The 20007-nt window shown below is 63.7% G+C and carries 18 protein-coding genes; 8 read left to right on the top strand and 10 right to left on the bottom strand.

What is annotated here, in order from left to right; translation table 11 throughout:
- Positions 1-228: 228 nt before the first annotated feature.
- The 6 genes from NLI84_RS16410 to gatC all read right to left on the bottom strand — a co-directional run bounded on the left by NLI84_RS16410 (position 229) and on the right by gatC (position 5768).
- Positions 229-1167, bottom strand: coding sequence for a tetratricopeptide repeat protein (locus NLI84_RS16410; protein WP_255991769.1), 939 nt, complete (start codon positions 1165-1167; stop codon positions 229-231).
- Positions 1168-1235: 68 nt separating this feature from the next.
- Positions 1236-2663, bottom strand: a complete 1428-nt coding sequence (gene gatB, locus NLI84_RS16415) for an Asp-tRNA(Asn)/Glu-tRNA(Gln) amidotransferase subunit GatB (RefSeq protein ID WP_255991771.1) — start codon at positions 2661-2663, stop codon at positions 1236-1238.
- Between the two features lie 12 nt (positions 2664-2675).
- A complete protein-coding gene (locus tag NLI84_RS16420) occupies positions 2676-3431 on the bottom strand; it encodes a GNAT family N-acetyltransferase (protein ID WP_255991773.1) in 756 nt (251 codons plus the stop codon).
- Entirely contained in the window at positions 3431-4882 is a 1452-nt protein-coding gene (gene gatA / locus NLI84_RS16425) for an Asp-tRNA(Asn)/Glu-tRNA(Gln) amidotransferase subunit GatA (protein WP_255991774.1), read from the bottom strand. The genes NLI84_RS16420 and gatA overlap by 1 nt, the downstream gene beginning before the upstream one ends.
- Before the next feature lie 8 nt (positions 4883-4890).
- Positions 4891-5481: a D-sedoheptulose 7-phosphate isomerase gene (lpcA, locus tag NLI84_RS16430; protein WP_255991776.1), complete on the bottom strand. Its 591-nt coding sequence runs from the start codon at positions 5479-5481 to the stop codon at positions 4891-4893.
- Entirely contained in the window at positions 5481-5768 is a 288-nt protein-coding gene (gene gatC, locus NLI84_RS16435; RefSeq protein ID WP_255991778.1) for an Asp-tRNA(Asn)/Glu-tRNA(Gln) amidotransferase subunit GatC, read from the bottom strand. The genes lpcA and gatC overlap by 1 nt, the downstream gene beginning before the upstream one ends.
- A gap of 248 nt (positions 5769-6016) precedes the next feature.
- On the opposite strand from gatC, the gene NLI84_RS16440 reads away from it, so the two are divergent.
- The 8 genes from NLI84_RS16440 to NLI84_RS16480 all read left to right on the top strand — a co-directional run bounded on the left by NLI84_RS16440 (position 6017) and on the right by NLI84_RS16480 (position 16832).
- Positions 6017-7063, top strand: a complete 1047-nt coding sequence (locus NLI84_RS16440; protein ID WP_255991780.1) for a rod shape-determining protein — start codon at positions 6017-6019, stop codon at positions 7061-7063.
- Between the two features lie 71 nt (positions 7064-7134).
- Positions 7135-8010, top strand: a complete 876-nt coding sequence (gene mreC / locus NLI84_RS16445) for a rod shape-determining protein MreC (protein WP_255991782.1) — start codon at positions 7135-7137, stop codon at positions 8008-8010.
- Entirely contained in the window at positions 8010-8516 is a 507-nt protein-coding gene (gene mreD / locus NLI84_RS16450; protein WP_255991784.1) for a rod shape-determining protein MreD, read from the top strand. The genes mreC and mreD overlap by 1 nt, the downstream gene beginning before the upstream one ends.
- On the top strand, positions 8513-10483 hold the full coding sequence (gene mrdA / locus NLI84_RS16455) for a penicillin-binding protein 2 (RefSeq protein ID WP_255991786.1): 1971 nt from the start codon (positions 8513-8515) through the stop codon (positions 10481-10483). Before mreD ends, mrdA begins: the two co-directional genes overlap by 4 nt.
- Entirely contained in the window at positions 10480-11592 is a 1113-nt protein-coding gene (gene rodA, locus NLI84_RS16460; protein ID WP_255991788.1) for a rod shape-determining protein RodA, read from the top strand. The genes mrdA and rodA overlap by 4 nt, the downstream gene beginning before the upstream one ends.
- Before the next feature lie 32 nt (positions 11593-11624).
- Positions 11625-12578 (top strand): septal ring lytic transglycosylase RlpA family protein, encoded by a 954-nt coding sequence (locus NLI84_RS19050; protein WP_284699958.1) that lies wholly within the window; start codon positions 11625-11627, stop codon positions 12576-12578.
- Between the two features lie 122 nt (positions 12579-12700).
- Complete coding sequence (locus NLI84_RS16475; RefSeq protein WP_255991790.1) at positions 12701-15760, top strand: bifunctional diguanylate cyclase/phosphodiesterase; 3060 nt, start codon at positions 12701-12703, stop codon at positions 15758-15760.
- A 166-nt stretch (positions 15761-15926) separates the two neighbouring features.
- On the top strand, positions 15927-16832 hold the full coding sequence (locus NLI84_RS16480; RefSeq protein WP_255991792.1) for a carbohydrate kinase family protein: 906 nt from the start codon (positions 15927-15929) through the stop codon (positions 16830-16832).
- Between the two features lie 62 nt (positions 16833-16894).
- Here NLI84_RS16480 and NLI84_RS16485 read toward each other — a convergent pair whose 3' ends face one another.
- From NLI84_RS16485 to NLI84_RS16500, 4 genes are all read right to left on the bottom strand, one after another.
- The gene (locus NLI84_RS16485; RefSeq protein WP_255991794.1) at positions 16895-17161 is read right to left on the bottom strand and encodes an acyl-CoA-binding protein; all 267 of its coding nucleotides are present in this window, start codon (positions 17159-17161) and stop codon (positions 16895-16897) included.
- Positions 17162-17259: 98 nt separating this feature from the next.
- Entirely contained in the window at positions 17260-17667 is a 408-nt protein-coding gene (locus NLI84_RS16490) for a VOC family protein (RefSeq protein WP_255991796.1), read from the bottom strand.
- A gap of 68 nt (positions 17668-17735) precedes the next feature.
- Positions 17736-19037: a dihydroorotase gene (locus NLI84_RS16495; protein ID WP_255991798.1), complete on the bottom strand. Its 1302-nt coding sequence runs from the start codon at positions 19035-19037 to the stop codon at positions 17736-17738.
- Complete coding sequence (locus NLI84_RS16500) at positions 19037-19999, bottom strand: aspartate carbamoyltransferase catalytic subunit (protein WP_255991800.1); 963 nt, start codon at positions 19997-19999, stop codon at positions 19037-19039. Before NLI84_RS16500 ends, NLI84_RS16495 begins: the two co-directional genes overlap by 1 nt.
- Positions 20000-20007: the final 8 nt, after the last annotated feature.

Here is a 20007-nt window from a genome sequence, read left to right on the forward strand (position 1 = left end):
TCGCGACCGACTGAGGTCAGCCCGGAGGGCCGCAAGGCGGGGTCGCCTTTTCTTTGGTTCGTTTCTTTTGGCGAAGCAAAAGAAATGAACCCGTCCGCCGGGCGGAACCGGCATTGAAGCATCGTGCCGCAGGCACAGCAAAATAAAACCGCCGAACAGCGTCGGCAGTTGGGTTCACTTGTGCGATTAATTTACCAATCGCACCTACGCGAGTTGTATTTTTGCATGCTATTGTTTTGCATATTTATCCAGGGTTTTTAGGATATCTTGTGAACTCTTGAGCTCATCAGATATGAAATCACCCCGATTAATCTCCGACTTACTCATTCCCGCCTCAAGCTGATCTTTTGCCTTCCTGCCCATATCCCTCATCTGCAGCATCACATCCTCGTCGACTGAAATATTATTATTGGCCTCGTTCAAAAAATCGAACAACGCATAGGCCAGTATCGTATTTTTCTCAACCAGCGCCCCATTTGCATAAACAAAACCAAGGGAACCTGCCGCCATGACATTCCCCTTGGCCAAGCTACGCCTAAACAAATTCACCGCCTCATGGCGACTCGCTTTTTCTTTAGTACTTAACAGATGACTGCCATACTTAAACAACCCAATAGGGTCTCCTTGATCGGCCGCCTTCCGAATCCAGTACAAAGATAGCTCCTCGTTTGCAGGAACCCCCTTCCCATTCAAGTACATTGCTGCCAAATTAATCTGCGACCGCGCATCACCCGCCTCAGCGGCTCTCTTATACAACGAAAAGGCCATGCCGACGTTTTTTTCCATCGCAATGCCTTTTTCATTCATCAAAGCCAACCCATACCACCCGCACGGAGCATTCCCTTCGCTTGCTTTTTTTATCCAGTACAGGGCCTTTTCCGAGGATCGCCCCTGCCAGTCTGATTTCAAATTTAAGTTCCAGAGATCACAAGCAGCTTCCATGCTGCCGTTTCGTGTCGCCTTTTCATACCAGGAAACCGCCTGCTCCAAATTCACTCTTCGAAACATTGGATCCGAATACAAAACCCCTAATAAATACTGGGATTTTGCACCTCCCTCTTTTGCCTCAAGAAGCAGCTTTCTTTCAACCGAATCAAATTGATCCCGTGCAAAACCAACAACACTCAAACCCAAAAAAATCAGGGCTGAGGCAATTTTAATTACCATGTATCTGGGTCTCAACTCTGGAATCTCACTATGTAAATAGTAAAGCGGCCTATCGGCCGCTTTACTATTTACCCCACCTTTTTCTTCAACAACTCCAGCGCCATCGCTGGATTCGCCTTACCGCCCGAGCCCTTCATCACTTGGCCGACCAGCGCGTTGAGTGCCTTTTCCTTGCCGGAACGGTATTCCTCGATCGCCTTGGGGTTAGCTGCCAGCACCGCATCGACGATAGCCTCGATCGCGCCAGTGTCGGTTTCCTGCTTCAGACCATCTCTTTCAATGATCGCGTCGGCCGCCAGGCCTTCGTCCCACATCTTGCGGAGCACGTCCTTGGCGGTCTTGTTGTTGATGGTGCTGTCCATCACCCGCTTAATCAGCCCGGCCAACGCTTCGCTGGATACAGGGCTCGCGCTGATGTCCTTTTCCTCGCGGTTCAGCGTGGCGCTGATGTCGCCCATGATCCAGTTGCTGGCGAGCTTGGCATCGGCACCGGCGGCGACGGTGGCCTCGTAGTAGGCCGCCAGCGCCTTGGACGCCGTCAGCGTTACCGCGTCGTAGGCCGGAATGCCGTACACCCCTACAAAACGGGTCTGCATCGTCGCAGGCAACTCGGGCAGCGCGCTGCGCACCCGCTCTATCCAGTCCTCGCCGATCACCAGCGGCGGCAAATCGGGATCGGGGAAGTAGCGGTAATCGTGCGCGTCTTCCTTGCTGCGCATTGCGCGCGTCTCGCCGGTATCCGGGTTGAACAGCACCGTGGCCTGCTGCACCTTGCCGCCATCCTCGATCAGCTCGATCTGGTAGCGCACCTCGGCGGCGATCGCCTGCTCGATGAACTTGAAGCTGTTGAGGTTCTTGATCTCGCGCCGGGTGCCAAATTCGGCTTGCCCCTGTGGGCGCACCGACACGTTCACGTCGCAGCGGAACGAGCCTTCCTGCATATTGCCGTCGCAAATGCCGATCCAGGTGACAAGGCTATACAGCGCCTTGGCATACGCCACCGCCTCGGCGGCCGAGCGCATTTCCGGCTCGGACACGATTTCCAAGAGCGGGGTGCCGGCGCGATTCAGGTCGATGCCGGTGCCGTCATGCAGGCCTTCGTGCACCGACTTGCCCGCATCCTCTTCCAGGTGGGCACGGGTCAGGTTGATCACCTTGTCGACGCCGTCGACGTTGATGGTAATCGCGCCGCCCTCGACCACCGGCAGCTCGAACTGGCTGATCTGGTAGCCCTTGGGCAGATCCGGGTAGAAGTAATTCTTGCGGGCGAAAACCGAGCGGCGATTGACCTTGGCACCAATGGCGAGGCCGAACTGGATGGCCTTCTCGACCGCTGCCTTGTTCATCACCGGCAGCGCGCCAGGCAAGGCGATATCGACCACGGCGGTCTGCGTGTTGGGCTCGGCGCCGAAGGCGGTGCTGGCGCCAGAGAAGATCTTGGACTGGGTGGTGAGCTGGGTATGCACTTCCAGCCCGATGACAACTTCCCATTTCATGGTGTGGGTTCTCTATGTTCGCTCGCCGCAGCGGGGCTGTCGGCGATACCAATGCTGATATTGTTCGGTGAAGCCAAAGCGCGCATACAACGCGCGAGCCGCGGCATTGGCCGCGACCACCTGCAACAGGCCGCGTGCTGCGCCGGCGTCGCGCCCCCAGGCCAGCAGGCGCGCTACCACGCGCGCGGCACGGCCGCGGCGGCGGGCGGCAGGATGAGTGTAGATGTCGAACAACAGCACGCTATCCCATTGCCGCACGGCAAAGCCGCACGCCACCGGCTCGCCCGCTTCATGCAGCACGGCGAACGCGGTCGGCGCCGCGTAACGCGCGAGCAATTGCGTGGCCGTGGCCCCTTGCGCCGGATCCAGGCCGCTGATGCGCACGAAGGCATCGAACCAGCCATCGTGCGGGGTATCCGCCAGCGTCACTGCCGGGTCAAGATCGAGCGCCAGCGTGGCCAGATCCGTCGTCTGTACGCTGGTCGGGTCGACGATCTCATAGCCACGCTCGGCAAGCCGGGTATCGAGCACGCGCGCCTGCTCGGTCAGCTTGAAAATGCACGGCAGGCCAGCCTGACCATAACGCGCTTCGACATAGGCGATCTTGGCCTCGTCCGGCTGCTCAGCCGGATAGAGCGGAATCACCGAGTTCGCGCGCTTGGTATAGCCATTGGCAAAGCGCATGACCCAGCCGTCGACGAGCTCGCTCGCCAGCGCCGGCCAGGCGCTAAGCGCCAGTGCTTCCAGTTGCGCGATTTCGGCCAGCATCACAGCTCCGGCGTGCGCGTATGCCAGTCGGTCGCCAGCTGGAACTGATGCGCCGCGTTCAAGAGGCGCGCCTCGCTGAAATAGTTGCCGATCAGCTGCAGGCCGACCGGACGACCGGTACTGCCGAAGCCCACCGGCACGCTCATCGCCGGCAAACCGGCGAGGTTGACGCCCAGCGTGTAAATGTCGGCGAGGTACATCGCGACCGGATCGTCGCTCTTCTCGCCCAGGTTCCACGCCGTGGTCGGCGCCACCGGGCCTGCAATCACGTCGCATTGCTCAAAAGCGGCCTGGAAATCGTTGGCGATCAGGCGACGGATCTTCTGCGCCTGCAGGTAGTAGGCGTCGTAATAACCGTGCGACAGCACATAGGTGCCGGTCAGGATGCGACGCTTCACTTCCCAGCCGAAGCCCTCGGCACGGCTCTGTTCATACATGCCGTTCAGCCCCTCGAACTGGGCAGCACGATGGCCATAGCGCACGCCGTCGAAGCGGCTGAGGTTGGAGGACGCCTCGGCCGGCGCGATTACGTAGTAGGACGGGATCGCCAGCTTGGTATTAGGCAGGCTGATCTCGACCACGGTCGCGCCAAGCTTCTTGTACTCGCCAATCGCCGCATCGATCGCCGCAGCGACATCCTGCGCCAGGCCTTCGGCGAAGTATTCCTTGGGCAGGCCAATGCGCAGGCCAGCCAGCGGCCGATCGAGATCACGAGCGTAGTCCTCGCGCTCGCGAGCGAGGCTCGTCGCGTCGCGCGCATCAAAGCCCGCCATCACGTTCAGCAGCAGCGCGCAATCCTCGGCGCTCTTGCCCATCGGGCCGCCCTGATCGAGCGAGCTGGCGTAGGCGATCATGCCAAAGCGCGATACCACGCCATAGGTCGGCTTGATGCCGGTGATGCCGCAGAAGCTTGCCGGCTGGCGGATCGAGCCGCCGGTGTCGGTGCCGGTGGCTATCGGTGCCAGCCGCGCCGCGACAGCAGTGGCCGAGCCGCCCGAGCTGCCGCCAGGTACCGCAGCGCCATCCCATGGGTTCTTCACCGCGCCGAAATAGCTGTTCTCGTTGGACGAGCCCATGGCGAACTCGTCCATATTGGTGCGGCCGAGCGTGACAAGGCCGGCGGCGCGGCACTGTTCGATCACGTGCGCCGAGTAGGGCGAAACGAAGTTGCCGAGCATCTTCGAGCCGCAGGTGGTACGCCAGCCTTCTTGGCAGAAGATGTCCTTGTGCGCGACCGGAATGCCGGCGAGCGGCCCGACCGGGCCGTTGGCGCGCGCCTGGTCCGCCGCCAGCGCTTCGGCCAGCGTCTTCTGCTTGTCGAGCGTGATAAAGGCATTGAGCGCCCCGTTGTACTGCTCGGCACGGTTAAGGAACTCGGTGGCGAGTTCGACGGCGGAGATTTGCTTGGCCGCGAGCGCTGCGGCCAGTTGCTTGAGCGAGGATTCGATCATATGTGGGTTCAGTTGGCGGGCACGAAGTCCATGCCGCGTTCGACGAGGTCGATCAGCGTGTGGATGACCTTGATATGGATTTCCTGGATACGGTCGGCGTAGCCGAAGTGCGGCACGATGATCTCGACGTCGGCAGCGCCCTTGAGCTTGCCGCCGTCCTTGCCCATCAGCAGGATCACCTGCAGGCCACGGGCACGCGCCTCTTCGACCGCACGGATCACGTTGGCCGAATTGCCGCTGGTGGTGATGCCGAGCAGCACGTCGCCCGGTCGGCCAAATGCCGCCACTTGGCGCGCAAAGATCTCGGCAAAGCCGTAGTCGTTACCCACGCAGGTGATATGGGTCGGATCGGACACCGCCATCGCCGCCAGCGCCGGGCGATCGCCCCGGTAGCGCCCGGAGAGCTCCTCGGCAAAGTGCATGGCATCGCAATGCGAGCCGCCGTTGCCGCAGGAAATCACCTTGCCGCCGTTCTGGAACGAGTGCACCAACACCTTGGCCGCGGCATCGATGGCGGCAAAGAAACCATCGTCGGCGCGTACGCGCTCCAACAGCTCCGCGGCTTCGTCGAAATGGGCACGCACATTGGATAGGCTCATTATTCGATCACCCTGGGCACGAGATAGAGGCCGTTCTCGACGGCGGGCGCCACGGCCTGGAAGGCGTCACGGCGGTCGGCGGCGGTCACCGCGTCGTCGCGCAGCCGCAGCTGCATGTCCTGCGCATGCGACATCGGCGCGATACCGGTAGTATCGACTGCGCGCATTTCGTCGATCAGCGTGAGGATGCGATTGAGCTGGGTTTGCGAAGCGGCGAGCTCGTCGTCGGTGACGGCGATCCGGGCCAAGCGGGCGATGCGTTTGACATCGTCGAGGGATAGCGACATGGGTGGTTCATTCCTTTCGCATCCGGGCCAAAAAAGCACGCCATGCGGTGCAACAAAGCGGCCCGATTTCTGGCGCCTTAGGGTATCATACCGGGCTTGATTCGCCCAAACCGGGCGAAGGGCCCCGACAAGGCCCCGCGTGGCGTCGTTCATGAAAGACAGCCCGGGGTCGGCACGGAGTCCTAGAATAACTCTGCGACGCGTTGTCAGACGCTTGCGCTACCACGAATTCGAACTGCGAGACCCCAATGCTAGGCATGCTCTCCGGCTATTTCGCCAACGATATCGCCATCGACCTCGGCACCGCCAACACCCTGATCTACACCCAAGGCAAGGGTATCGTGCTCGACGAGCCCTCGGTCGTCGCCATCCAGCAAGAAGGCGGCCCATCAGGCAAGAAAACGATACTGGCCGTCGGCGCCGAAGCCAAGAAGATGCTGGGCCGCACGCCGGGCAGCATCAATGCCATCCGCCCGATGAAGGACGGCGTGATCGCCGACTTCACCATCACCGAGCAGATGCTCAAGCACTTCATCAAGAAGGTGAACCCAAGCCGGCTGTTCAGCTCGCCCCCGCGCATCGTCATCTGCGTGCCCTTCGGCTCGACCCAGGTCGAGAAGCGCGCGATCCGCGAATCGGCCCTCGGCGCCGGCGCGCGCAAGGTCGAGCTGATCGAGGAGCCGATGGCCGCCGCGATCGGCGCCGGCCTGCCGGTCGAGGAAGCCACGGGCTCGATGGTGGTCGACATCGGCGGCGGCACCACCGAAGTGGGCGTGATCTCGCTCGGCGGCGTGGTCCATGCCTCCAGCGTGCGCGTGGGTGGCGATAAGTTCGACGAAGCCATCATCAACTACATCCGTCGCAACTACGGCATGTTGATCGGCGACACCACCGCCGAAGACATCAAGAAGCGCATCGGTTCGGCCTTCCCCGGCGCCGAAGTGCGCGAGATGGAAGTGAAGGGCCGCAACCTGGCCGAAGGCATTCCGCGCTCGTTCACCATCTCGTCGAACGAAATCCTCGAAGCGCTGACCGAACCCTTGAACCAGATCGTGTCGGCGGTGAAGCACTCGCTGGAGCAGACTCCGCCGGAATTGGGCGCCGACATTGCCGAAAAGGGCATGGTGCTGACCGGTGGCGGCGCGCTGCTGCGCGATCTCGATCGTTTGCTGATGGAAGAGACGGGGCTGCCGGTCATCGTCGCCGATGATCCGCTGACCTGCGTGGTCCGCGGCTCGGGCCGCGCGCTCGAGAAGCTGGACAAGGGTGGCGTCGCCATCTTCATCAACGACTAGTTCGTTCCGGCTTGCGCCTAGGAGGCGGGGTCATCCCCGCCTCGATTGTTTGATTCGCCGCACGGTTACACATGCAAGCGACCCAACCCGCCTTTTTCAAGCAAGGCCCCAAGCCGCTGACGCGGCTTTTGATCTTTTCCACGCTATCGATCGCGCTGATGGTCGGGGACGCCCAGTTGCAGATGCTGGGGCGCGTGCGCGAACAGGTCGCCATCGTGCTCTATCCGCTGCAATGGCTCGCGACCACGCCGTTCGCCGCGCTGCACTCCACCCGTGACTTCCTCACCGTGCAGACCGATCTGATTGCCGAAAACCGCAAGCTCAATGACCAGTTGCTGGCCGCCCAGGCCAAGGCGCTGCGCATGGATGGGCTGGCCGCGGAAAACGCGCAGTTGCGCGCACTCGACTACCGGCGCACCAAGGCGCCTTCGCAACTGGCCGAAATCCTCTACAGCGGTCGTGATCCGTTTTCGGCCAAGCTCATCGTCGATCGCGGCGACAACCAGGGCGTGCAAGCCGGTCAGATCGCCATCGATACCCAGGGGGTCGTCGGTCAGGTGGTGCGCACCCAGGCCATGACGTCCGAAATCCGCCTGATCACCGACCGCAACCATATGGTGCCGGTGATGACGCAACGCAGCCAGGTGCGCACGGTGATCTACGGCCGTGGCGCCGGCCAGTTGCTGGAAGTGCGCTATTTGGCGCCCAACGCCGACATCAAACCGGGCGATCTGCTGGTCACCTCGGGCCTGGACGGCACCTACCCTTCCGGTCTGCCGGTGGCCGTGGTCGTCAGCGTCGAGCGCGTGGCCGGCGCATCGTTCCCGCGCATTCTGTGCCGCCCCGCCGCAGGCATCGATACCCACCGCTTCCTGCTGATTCTCGATCCACCGCCCGCTGGCCCCGCCTACCCGGCACCGGCGGCCGCCAACGCGAGTGCGTCCTGATGCCGGTCACCAGTCATCTGCTGCGCCCGGTGCGCCCCAGCCTGATCATCCTGACGCTGATCTGTGCCCTGCTGTTCAACCTGCTGCCGTGGCAGCTGATCGGCAACCATTTCGCGCCTGATTTCGTTGCATTGATGCTGCTCTACTGGACGCTGAACCAGCCGCGTCGCGTCGGCGTCGGCTGGGCCTTCGTGCTCGGCGTGTGCATGGACGTGGCCGACGGCAACTTGCTGGGGCAGCATGCGCTGGCGTACTCGGTCATCACCTATCTCGTGCTGTCGCGGCAACGCCAGCTCAACATCTTTCCCTATTGGCAGCAGGCCACGGCCGTGCTGGGACTGATGGTGTTCGCCCAGCTGCTGATGGCGGCGGTACGGTTGATCGCCGGCGCCGATCTGCCCGCGATCAGCTATTTTCTGGGCCCGCTCTTGACCGCCTTCCTCTGGGTGCCCGTATCCAACCTGCTGCTGGCCTACCAGCGCAAGCCGGTCAGCGAATCGTTATGAGGCCGATCAAACGGCGCCCGATGTTCGGCGTCCCTGCGCGTGGCAAGACCCGCCGCGCCAGCGGCAAGCTATTGAAGAACGATCGGACCGAGCGCAGCAGTTACGAGCTGCGCTTCGCCGCAGCGGTCCTGTTCGTGTTGGCGCTGTTCGGCGTCCTGCTGGTGCGCTTTTTCTGGCTGCAGGTGGTGCAGCACGATCGCTATATGACGCTGGCCGAGGCCAACCGCATTTCGCTGGTGCCGGTGGCTCCGTCGCGTGGCGTGATCCGCGATCGCAACGGCGTGATCCTGGCGCACAACTATTCGGCCTACACGCTGGAAATCGCACCGGCGCGCATCGCCGACCTCGATGCCACGATTGCGGCACTCAAGGGCATCATCGACATCACGCCGCGCGACAAGCGCCGTTTCAACAAGCTGCAGGAAGAGAGCAAGGATTTCGAGTCCTTGCCGATCAAGACCCGGCTCACCGACGAGGAAGTGGCGCGCTTCGCGGCGCAGAGCTATCGCTTTCCCGGCATCGAGATCAAGGCGCGGCTGTTCCGCCACTACCCGCAGGGCGAAATCGGCTCGCATCTGATCGGCTATATCGGCCGCATCAATGATCGTGACCTCGTCGAGCTCGACGAGGCTGGCGTGCGCGCCAACTATCGCGGCACCGAGCACATCGGCAAGGTCGGCATCGAAGCGAGCTACGAGAACGACCTGCACGGCGTCACCGGCTTCGAGCAGGTGGAAATCGATTCGGGCGGGCGCGCCGTGCGCACCCTCAGGCGTAATCCACCCAAGTCCGGCCAGGATCTGCAATTGTCAGTCGATATCGGCCTGCAGAAGGTGGTCGAGCAGTTGTTCGGCGATCGTCGCGGCTCCTTGGTTGCCATCGACCCCACCACCGGTGGCGTGCTGGCGCTGGTGTCCAAGCCTACGTTCGATCCCAATCTGTTCGTCGACGGTATCGATCCGCAGAGCTGGACTGCGCTCAACGAATCGCCCGATCACCCGCTGCTCAACCGCGCGTTGCGCGGCGAATACCCGCCCGGCTCCACGTTCAAGCCCTTTATGGCGATGGCGGCGCTGGAAGGCGATTTTCCGCTGGTGCACCAGACCATCGCCGACCCCGGCTACTACCTGTTCGGCGGCGTGCGCTTTCGCGACTCCAAGGCGGGCGGCTACGGCAGCATGAACTTCGACCGCTCGCTCGTCGTCTCGAGTGACACCTACTTCTACCAGCTCGGCGTGCAGATGGGCATCGACTACATCGCCAGCTTCATGTCGACGCTGGATCTGGGCAGCCGCACCGGCATCGATCTGCCGGGCGAGCGCCCGGGCGTGCTGCCGAGTCCCGAGTGGAAGAAACAGCGTTTTAGCAAACCGGCGCAGCAGAAATGGTATCCGGGCGAAACGGTGTCGATCGGCATCGGCCAGGGCTACAACAGCTACACCCCGTTGCAGATGGCGCACGCCACCGCGACGCTTGCCAACTTCGGCGTGGCCTACAAGCCACACGTGGTCGCCAGCCTCGTCGATCCGGTCAGCAATATGCGCGTGCCGATCGAACCCAAGCCATCACGGGTGCTGCCGTGGAAACGCGAGCACGTCGAGCGGGTCATCCGTGGCATGGTGGGGGTACAGACCGAAGGCACCGGCGCCAGCGTATTTCGCGGTGCCACCTACACTTCGGCCGGCAAGACCGGCACCGCGCAGGTGTTCTCGCTCAAGGGCGCCAAGTACAACGCACGGGCGATCGATGAGCGCCTGCGCGATCACTCCTGGTTCATCGTGTTCGCGCCGGCCGAGCAGCCCAAGATCGCGCTCGCCGTCATCGTCGAGAATGCCGGTTTCGGCTCGCAAGCGGCTGCGCCCATGGCGCGCAAGGTGCTCGACTACTACCTGACCGGCAAACTGCCGGAAGAGCCGGCGCCGGCCGCGGCATCCAGCACCCCGCAACCGGCCGGAGAATCGCCATGATCCTGCGCTTGTGGCAGCGCTTCAAGCAACCGATCGACCCGTGGCTGCTGCTGTTTACGCTGCTGGTATTCCTGGTGTCGTCGGTACTGCTGTATTCGGCATCGAACCAGGATTGGGCCCGTGTATCGGACAAGCTCACCTTCATGGGCATCTCGCTGGCGCTGATGTGGTGCGTCGCCAACATCCGCCAGCAGGTACTGATGCGGCTGGCATTGCCCGGCTATGTGATCGGGGTGCTGCTGCTCTTGGCAGTCGAGTTCTTCGGCGTCACCAGTCACGGCGCCACGCGCTGGCTCGATATCGGCGTGACCCGCATCCAGCCGTCGGAACTGCTGCGCATCGCCCTGCCGCTGATGCTGGCCTGGTATTTCCACCATTTCGAAGCGCACGTGAACTGGCGGCACTACGTCGTCGCCGCCATCATCATCGTGATTCCGGTCGGGCTCATCCTCAAGCAACCCGACCTCGGCACGGCGCTGCTGATCACCTCGGGCGGGTTCTACGCGCTGTTCTTTGCCGGGCTGTCGTGGCGATTGATCGGCATGATGACGCTGGCGGTCGGCGGGCTCGCCTACGTCGTCACGCACTGGGACCTGTGCATCAACATCCTGCACGAGTACCAGTGCCGCCGCATCTCCACCATGCTCGACCCGACCAGTGATCCGCTCGGCGCGGGCTACCACATCATCCAAGGCACCATCGCCATCGGCTCGGGCGGCCTGCTCGGCAAAGGCTGGCTGGCGGGTACCCAGACGCATCTGGACTTCATTCCTGAGCGCACCACCGACTTTATTTTTGCCGTGTTCGGCGAAGAGTTCGGCCTCGTCGGCAACGTGCTCTTGCTGCTGCTCTACCTGTGCGTGATCGGCCGCGGGCTGATGATCTCGTACAACGCATCCACCGTGTTCGGCCGCCTGCTGGCGGGCTCGATCGCGCTCAACTTCTTCACCTACGCCTTCGTCAACATGGGCATGGTGTCGGGCATCCTGCCCGTGGTCGGCGTGCCGCTGCCACTGATTTCGTACGGCGGCACGTCCATGGTGTCGATTTTGGTTGGCTTCGGCCTGCTGATGAGCATCCAGCGCGACCGCAAACTGATGAAGGCGTGAGGTTCAGGATGAGTGACGCGATGACAAGGCAGATGATCAAGACAGGTGACGCGTTGCGACTGCGCGCAGTGGTGCCGCTGCTGGGTATCGTGCTGCTGGCCGCCTGCGGCACCCCGCCGCGCAGCCCCGCACCGGGCTCGCCGCAGCGGCCACCTGCCGCTGAGGCCCCGACACCGCCGCTCGCCGACAAGCCAGCCAACTACCCCTGCACCTATGTGCGCGCGGCAAGTGGTGGTTTCTACAAGGACGACGGCCCGCTCGACCTGCCGCCGTGGATCGATCTGGTTCCCGAACCCACGCCCAAGTCCGAGCCGTTGCACCGCTTTGCCAACCGACCCTACACCGTGCTGGGACAGAGCTTCACCCCGCTGCCCCGCGCCGGCGAGTACAAGGCGCAGGGTATCGGTTCATGGTATGGCCGCAAGTTCCACGGCCAGAAGACGTCGATCGGCGAAACCTACGACATGTTCGCGATGACGGCCGCCTCGCCAGTGCTGCCGGTGCCCAGCTACGCGCGCGTCACCAACGTGAAGAATGGCCGCAGCGTCATCGTGCGCGTGAATGATCGTGGCCCTTTTCACAAGGGGCGGGTGATCGACCTGTCCTTCGTCGCGGCCTGCCGCCTCGGGTACGCGATGCAAGGCAGCAGCGAGGTCATCGTCGAAAGTCTGGCCGCCGACGGCCGCGCCCCGACAGCGCCCGCAGTGGTCGAGCGTGAAACGCCGGCGCACACCGCGTCGGCCCCCGTCGCCAGCGAGGGCGGCCAGCTCTTCATCCAGCTGGGGGCATTCTCCAGCCTGGCCAATGCCGAGGCCTTTCGCAACAGGCTGGGAAGCGAACTGCCACCGGCCCTGCCGCTGGCCATCCAGTCCAGTGGCAACCTGCACCGGGTCCGGCTCGGGCCTTATCCAGACCGTGGCAGCGCCGAGGTCGCCTTGCGCCAGCTCGAGCGCAGTCACGAGCTCAGTGCCGTCATCGCACACTGAATACGCGCGTGCTTGCCAGTCGCGCGGCTTTGCCCCAAGAATGACAAAACACCAAGACAGGCCAGCTGCCTGTTCGCCCCGGTAAACAGGCGGCGGGTCGCACCATGCAGGAGAGGAGTACCTTGAGCCCCCCGTCCGCCAGCGAGCACGACGACGATCGCTCGTTTGCGCGCATCCGCGTGCTGCTGGTCGCGCTTTCCATTGCCGCCATGCTGTTCGCGCTCGGCGCGCTTGGCTGGTCGGCCTGGCGTTCCTACCAGGAGACGCAGAGCCGGGCCGAACAGCAATTGCTGCTGCTGGCGCGTGCCGCCGACGAATACATCGGCCGCACGATGGAATCGTCGGCCACCGCGCTATTCTCGGTCCAGCAGGACCCGTTGTTCCGCTCCTGCCTTGCCGCGACCGACCAGGCCTGCCTGCATGCCTATCTGCGCCGCATCACCCTGCGCTACCCGCAACTGAGCTCGCTGTCCGTCATTGCCGCCGATGGCCAGCTGGCAGCCACCACCCGCATCTACCCCACGCCCCGGGTGAACTACGCGCAGAAACGGTATTTCCGCGCCATTCAGGCACAACCGGGTACGCCGCACTACATCGCCGAAGTCGAGACCGACACGGCGGGCAACACTACTGTGATCCCCGTCGCCACCGGCCTTGCCGATGCCAACGGGCAGTTTGCAGGCGTGCTGGTGGCTGGCCTGGCGCCCGAATACTTCTCCGCCTTCGTCGAATCGCTCGACACCACCGGCAACCTGACCCTGCGGATGTTTCGCGACGACGGCACCACCTTGCTGTATTTCCCCCACGATGCGGAGGAAATCAATCGCAACATCGCCGGCCGGGACTTCTTCGCCACAGCCTTTATGCGCGACCCGGCCGGAATATTTCATGATCGCAAAGACAATACACAGCGCATCTACGGCTGGCGCCGGGTGCAGGGCTGGCCGCTGGGCGTATCGGTGGGTCTTGCCAGCAAGGACGTCTACGCCAGCTGGCGTCGCGAGAATCTGATCAACCTCGCCATCACCGGCCTGATGCTGGCCGGCGCCGCCGGCCTGCTGCTCTACGTGCGACGCCAGCTGCTACGGCTCGAACAGACCGAAGCCGATCTGTACCTGACCAAGGTGGCGATCGAGCGCGGCGCCGACCTCGCGGTCTGGCTCGACAGCAACGGCCACATCAGCTACGTGAACGCCACGGCCTGCCACCGCCTGGGCTACAGCGAGCGCGAGCTGCTGTCGATGCGGCTCAAGGATATCAACCCCGGTTTCAAACCCGAGAGCTGGCCACGCTTCTGGCAGAAACTGCGCGAGCACCGGCATCTGCTCGATGAGGTCACATTCAAGACGCGCGATGGGGTCGAGTTTCCGATCGAGATCTATTCGAACTACATCGTGTTCAAGGGGCGCGAATACAACTGCGCCGTGGTACGCGACATTTCCGAGCGCCGCATCGCCGAGGAGGCCGTCGTCAAGAGCGAGCAGCAGCTGCGCCTGGCGCTCGAGGCCTCGAACACCGGCCTCTTTGACATGCCGCTGGAGAGTCGCCGCACCGCCGTCACCAGCCCCGAGTACGATAGGCTGCTGGGCTACGAGCCGGGCGAATTGCTGGAAACATTCGAGAAATGGAAGAGCCAGCTGCATCCGTCCGACCGCGACCGGGTCATTGCCGCGGTACGCGACTACTACACCGGCGCCGCCAACCAACTGGTGATCGAGTACCGCCGCCGGCTCAAGAACGGCGAATACCACTGGTTCCAGAGCCGAGGCCGCTTTATCGAGGTCGACGCGCGCAACCGGCCTACCCGGCTGATCGGCACGGTGACCGACATCACCGAGCGCCGGCAAGCGCAGGATCGCATCACCGAACTCGCCAACTTCGACACGGTGACGGGTCTCGCCAACCGCAATCTGTTGCGCGATGAACTGCGCCTCGCGGTGGCCGCGGCCGAGCGCTTCAGGCGCAGGCTTGCCGTGCTCTTCCTCGATCTGGACCGTTTCAAGACCATCAACGATTCGCTGGGCCACGCCGCTGGCGACCAGGTGCTGACCCAGGTCGCCGAGCGGTTGCGCCAGATCATCGGCAAGTCGGACATCCTGGCGCGCCAGGGCGGCGATGAATTCGTCGTGGTGCTGACCGAGATCAAGGATGCGCTGACGGCCAGCCGCGTCGCCGAGCAGATCCTCGAATCGTTCGCTGAGCCGTTCGAGCTGGAGGCCGGCGGCTTCGCCAGCTCCACCTCGATCGGCATCGCGGTCTACCCCGAGGATGGCCTGGACACCGACACGCTGATCCGCAATGCCGATGTCGCAATGTATCAGGCCAAGGCCAACGGTCGCAGCAACTTCCAGTTCTTCACCAACGATCTCAACGTGCGCGCGTCCGAGCGCCTGGTGCTGGAAACGAATATGCGCCAGGCGCTGGCGAACGAGGAGTTCGAGCTGCATTACCAGCCGCAGGTGAGCCTCACCGATGGCAGCGTGATCGGCGCCGAAGCGCTGATCCGCTGGCGCCATCCCGAGCACGGCCTGATCCCGCCGGGCAAGTTCATCCCGGTGGCGGAGGAGTCGCGGATGATCGTGCCGATCGGCAACTGGGTATTGCGTGAAGCCTGCCGCCAGGCGATCGAATGGCAGCAGCACGGCCTGCCGCAACTGACCATCGCGGTCAACCTCTCACCGTTGCAGCTGCACCAGGCCAACCTCCTGGAAATCGTCGCTGACGCGCTCGCCGAATCCGGGCTGGAAGCACAATACCTGGAGCTCGAGGTGACCGAATCGGTGGTGATGCAGGAGGTCGAGCATGTGATGACCATGCTGCATGGCTTGAAGCGCATGGGCGTGAAACTGTCGATCGACGACTTCGGGACCGGCTATTCCAGTCTTTCCTATCTCAAGCGCTTCGCCTTCGACAAGCTCAAGATCGACCAGAGCTTTGTGCGCGATATCTCGACCGATCCCAACGATGCCGCCATCGTGCTGGCCGTGATCGGGCTGGGCAAGACGCTGGGCATGTCGGTGCTGGCCGAGGGCGTGGAAACGGCAGACCAGCTCTCCTTCTTGCTGCGTGCACAGACCGATGCCATCCAGGGCTTCTACTTCAGCCGGCCCTTGCCCAGCCTGCACTTCGAGGCACTGCTCAAGCAGTCGCCGACGATGACGCTGGAAAACGTCGTCGCTTAGGCGGCGTGGGAAAGCCTGCATCGCGGCTCGGGCAGCATCGACCTTCAAACAGCGCCGCGCAGCAAGCAGAACGGGCAGCAAAGCATGCGCAATCCAGCCTAGGGCCAACACCGGATAGGCAGCCGTGCCCGAGCGCCGCACCATACCGGGCAAACAGGAGCCTGACATGCCCGCAGCCCGCTTTGTCGTTTTCGGTGAAGCCCTCACCGACCTGATCCATGAACAAGGGGAGCACTGGCGGGCCGTCGCCGGCGGCTCGTGCTGGAACGTCGCGCGCGTCGGTGCGCGTCTGGGTGTGCCAACGGGCTTTGCCGGCGCGATCAGCCGCGACGTGTTCGGCGAGGAGCTCGCGCGCCTCGGCCACGAGGCCGGGCTCGATCCGCGCTACACCCAGCAATACGATCGTTCGCCCTTGCTCGCCATCGTCGCTTCCAAGTCGCCGCCCAGCTACTTCTTCGTCGGCGACGACTCGGCCGATCTGCATTTCGATCCGGATCGCCTGCCAGCAGATTGGCTCGCCGCCGCCCAGATCGTGCATTTCGGCTCGATCAGCCTGGTGCGCGAACCGCTCGCCAGCCGCCTGATCGCGCTGGCACAGCAGGTAAAAGATGCCGGGCGTCGCATCTGCTTCGATCCCAATCACCGCAACCTGATGGGCGAGGGCTACCCGGCCACTCTGCGCACCATGGCTTCGCTCGCCGACTACATCAAGATCTCCGACGAGGACCTGGCCAAGCTGTTCGCCGGGCAGAGCGAGCACGATGCGCTCGCCACGCTGCGCGGCTGGGCGCCGACTGCCGATATCCTCTACACCCGCGGTGGCGACGGCATTGCGCTGCTGACGCCCAGCGGCGCCGTTGATCGGCCTGTGTTCCAAGTGGACGTGGCTGACACCGTCGGCGCGGGCGACGCCAGCATGGGTGGCTGGATGGCGAGCGTACTGACCCGGCCCGACGCCGCGCCGGCCGATCACCTGGCGTACGCCGCCGCCACCGCCGCCATCGCCTGCACCCACCACGGCGCGTACGCCGCGACACGGGCCGAAGTCGAAGCCCTGCTGGCCCGAGCTTAGCGCAGGCCGCAAAACAAAACGCCCCGGTTCGGGGCGTTTTTTCATTGAAACCGGATCGACGCTCAGTCGTCGTTGGCCTTCAGCTCCTCGACCAGATCGACATATTGCTGCATCGCCTCGTCATTGCTCAAGCCCTTGAACTTGGCCCAGGCATCGTACTTGGCCTGGGCGACAAAATTGATCGCCGATGGGCGATCGCCGCTGACATCACCTTCGCTGGCCTGCTTGAACAGCGCGTAAAGCTTGAGCTTGGTCTGCACGTCCGGCGCATCGTTGAGCTGGACGACTTCTTCCTGGGCGGTCTTGAAACGGGCGGCAAGATCGGACATGTAGCGCTCCAATAAATTTCAAACGTATGTTTGATCACTGCGCCAGTATAGCTTTGGACCGCATCACGACAAAAGGGGGAAACCCGGATGTCCCCGTTTTACGGCTGCAGCTCGAATACGTCGTAGCCCGCGTCGTTCAAATGGATCAGGCAAAAGCCGTGGCCGAACGGATCGGCCAGCATTGCCAGCTCGCCATAGCGCTTGGCGGCAGGGGGAGACTCCAGTGTGGCTCCCGCAGCGATGGCGCGTTCGGTCGCCGCCGTTACGTCGTCCACCCGTACATCGAGGTGCACCGGAGTCCAGTGACGCCCGTAGTGGCGCGCGGCGGCGCCAGGCGCGGGGTCGCTCCCGGCGGGCTTCTGCAGCAGATAGACCAGTAGCTCTCCGGCACGCAGTTCGGCGAACTCGTCGTCGAAACGCCGGCTCAGCGCAAAACCCAGGCCCTGCGTGTAGAACGCGATGGCGGCATCGAGATCGGGTACATCGATATTCAGCAGCGGCGTCATGCGGCCTCCCAATGACCAGGGCGGGCACCCGGCCTGCCCTGGCTACGACCACGCCGTGCCACGCCGGTTCAGGCGTCGAACACGCGCTTGCCCTTGACCAGCGTGTGCCGCACCCGGCCCTTGAGCTCGTAGCCAAGGAACGGCGTGTTCTTGCCCTGGCTCTTCAGCGCGTCAGTCGTCACCCGCCAGCTGGCATCGGGGTCGAATACCGTGAGGTCGGCACGCGCGCCGATCGACAGGCTGGCCTCGAAGCCGACCATGGCTGCCGGCGTGCTGCTGACCTTGGCCAATGCCTGCGGCAGGCTCACGCCGGCGCGCTCGGCCCAGGCCAGCGTCAGCGGAAGCAGCAATTCCAGGCCGGTGGCGCCGCGCTCGGCTTCGGCGAACGGCAGCAACTTGCCGTCGTCATCGACCGGGCTGTGATCGGAGCAGATTGCATCGATGGTGCCGTCGATCAGGCCGGCGACGATGGCATCGCGATCACGCACGCCGCGCAGCGGCGGGTCAAACCGGTACTGGCTGTTGAAGTAGCCGATGTCGACGTCGGCCAGATGCACGTGGTTGATGTCGACATCGCAGGTCAGCGGCAGACCGTGCTGCTTGGCCTCGCGCACCAGGGCGACGCCAGCGCCGCTGGAAACGCGCGCCAGGTGCACGCGGCAACCGGTGGCACGCATCAGCTGGGTGATCTGGGCGATGGCAATGGTCTCGGCAACCACCGGGATGCCGGTGAGGCCGAGCCGCGACGCGTATTCGCCGTCATGCGCGACGCCATCGTTCACCAGGCTGGCCTCTTCCGGACGCAGCCGCAGCGCAAAGCCGAAGTTGGCGGCGTACTGCATCGCGCGATACAGCACCTGCAGGTCGGCGATCGGCACGTCGCCCTGCGAGAACGCCACGCAGCCGGCCTCGCGCAGCTGTGCCATCTCGGTGATCTGACGACCGTTGAGGCCGACGGTGAGCGCGCCCACCGGGTAGAGCCGCGCCAGGTCGTGGTTCTTGGCGCGCTGGCGCAGCATCGTCACGAGGCCCGGCTTGTCGAGTGGCGGGTCGGTGTCGGGCGGGCAGCAGATGCTGGTGACGCCACCGGCCACCGCAGCAGCCATTTCCGATTCCAGCGTGGCCTTGTATTCAAAGCCCGGCTCGCGCAGCCGTGCGGCAAGGTCGACCAGGCCGGTGGTCACGACGAGTCCGGTGGCATCGATCGCATCCTCGGCGACGAAGCCGGCCGGCGCCGCGCCAATACCGGCAATCTTGCCCTCGGCAATGAAAAGGTCGGCAACGGTGTCGGTGCCGTGCAGCGGATCGATCAGGCGGCCGTTGCGGATGACGATCTGTTTCATGGTGCGGGTGATCTTGGTCTTGTTCATTACCGGGCCTGCTGCTGGTTGTTCGCCACGATTTCCATCACCGCCATGCGCACGGCGATGCCGAAGGTCACCTGCGGCAGAATGACGGCGCGCTCGCCATCGGCCACGGCCGAATCGATTTCGACGCCGCGGTTCATCGGTCCCGGGTGCATCACGATGGCATCGGGCTTGGCGTAGCCGAGCTTTTCTTCGGTCAGGCCGTAGTGCTTGAAGAATTCCTGGGTGGAGGGCAGGTAGGCACCGCTCATGCGCTCGTTCTGCAGCCGCAGCATCGCCACCACGTCCACATCGGCGAGGCCCTCGGCCATGTCGTGGTAGACGTGCACGCCCAGGCTCTCGATGCCGGTGGGCAGCAGCGTCTTGGGCGCAATCACGCGGATTTCCGGGCAGCCCAGCGTGGAGAGCGCGTGGATCTGCGAGCGCGCGACGCGCGAGTGCAGGATGTCGCCGACGATGGCGACGCGCAGATTGGTGAAGTCGCCCTTGTAGTGGCGGATGGTGTACATGTCCAAGAGGGCCTGAGTCGGATGCGCGTGGCGACCATCGCCGGCGTTCACCACGGCGATGCCGGGTTTCACGTGCTGGGCGATCAGGTGGGCCGCGCCCGATTGCGCGTGGCGCACCACAAACAGATCCGCGCCCATCGCCTCCAGGTTGTGGATGGTGTCGAGCAGCGTCTCGCCCTTGGCGGTGCTGGAGGCCTGGATGTTGAGGCTGGTGACGTCGGCCGACAGCCTTTTGGCCGCGATCTCGAAGGTGGTGCGGGTACGGGTGCTGTTCTCGAAGAACAGGTTGAATACCGAGCGGCCCGCCAGCGTGGGGAATTTCTTGTTGCCGGCATCCACCTCGGCCATGAATTCGCCGGCGCGATCGAGAATCTGGGTCAGGATGCGGCGCGGCAGCCCTTCGGTGGTGAGCAGGTGCACCAGCTCGCCCTGGGCGTTCAGTTGGGGGTTGTACATGGGAATCT

The sequence above is a fragment of the Chitinolyticbacter albus genome, assembly GCF_024437655.1.
Lineage (GTDB): Bacteria > Pseudomonadota > Gammaproteobacteria > Burkholderiales > Chitinibacteraceae > Chitinolyticbacter > Chitinolyticbacter albus.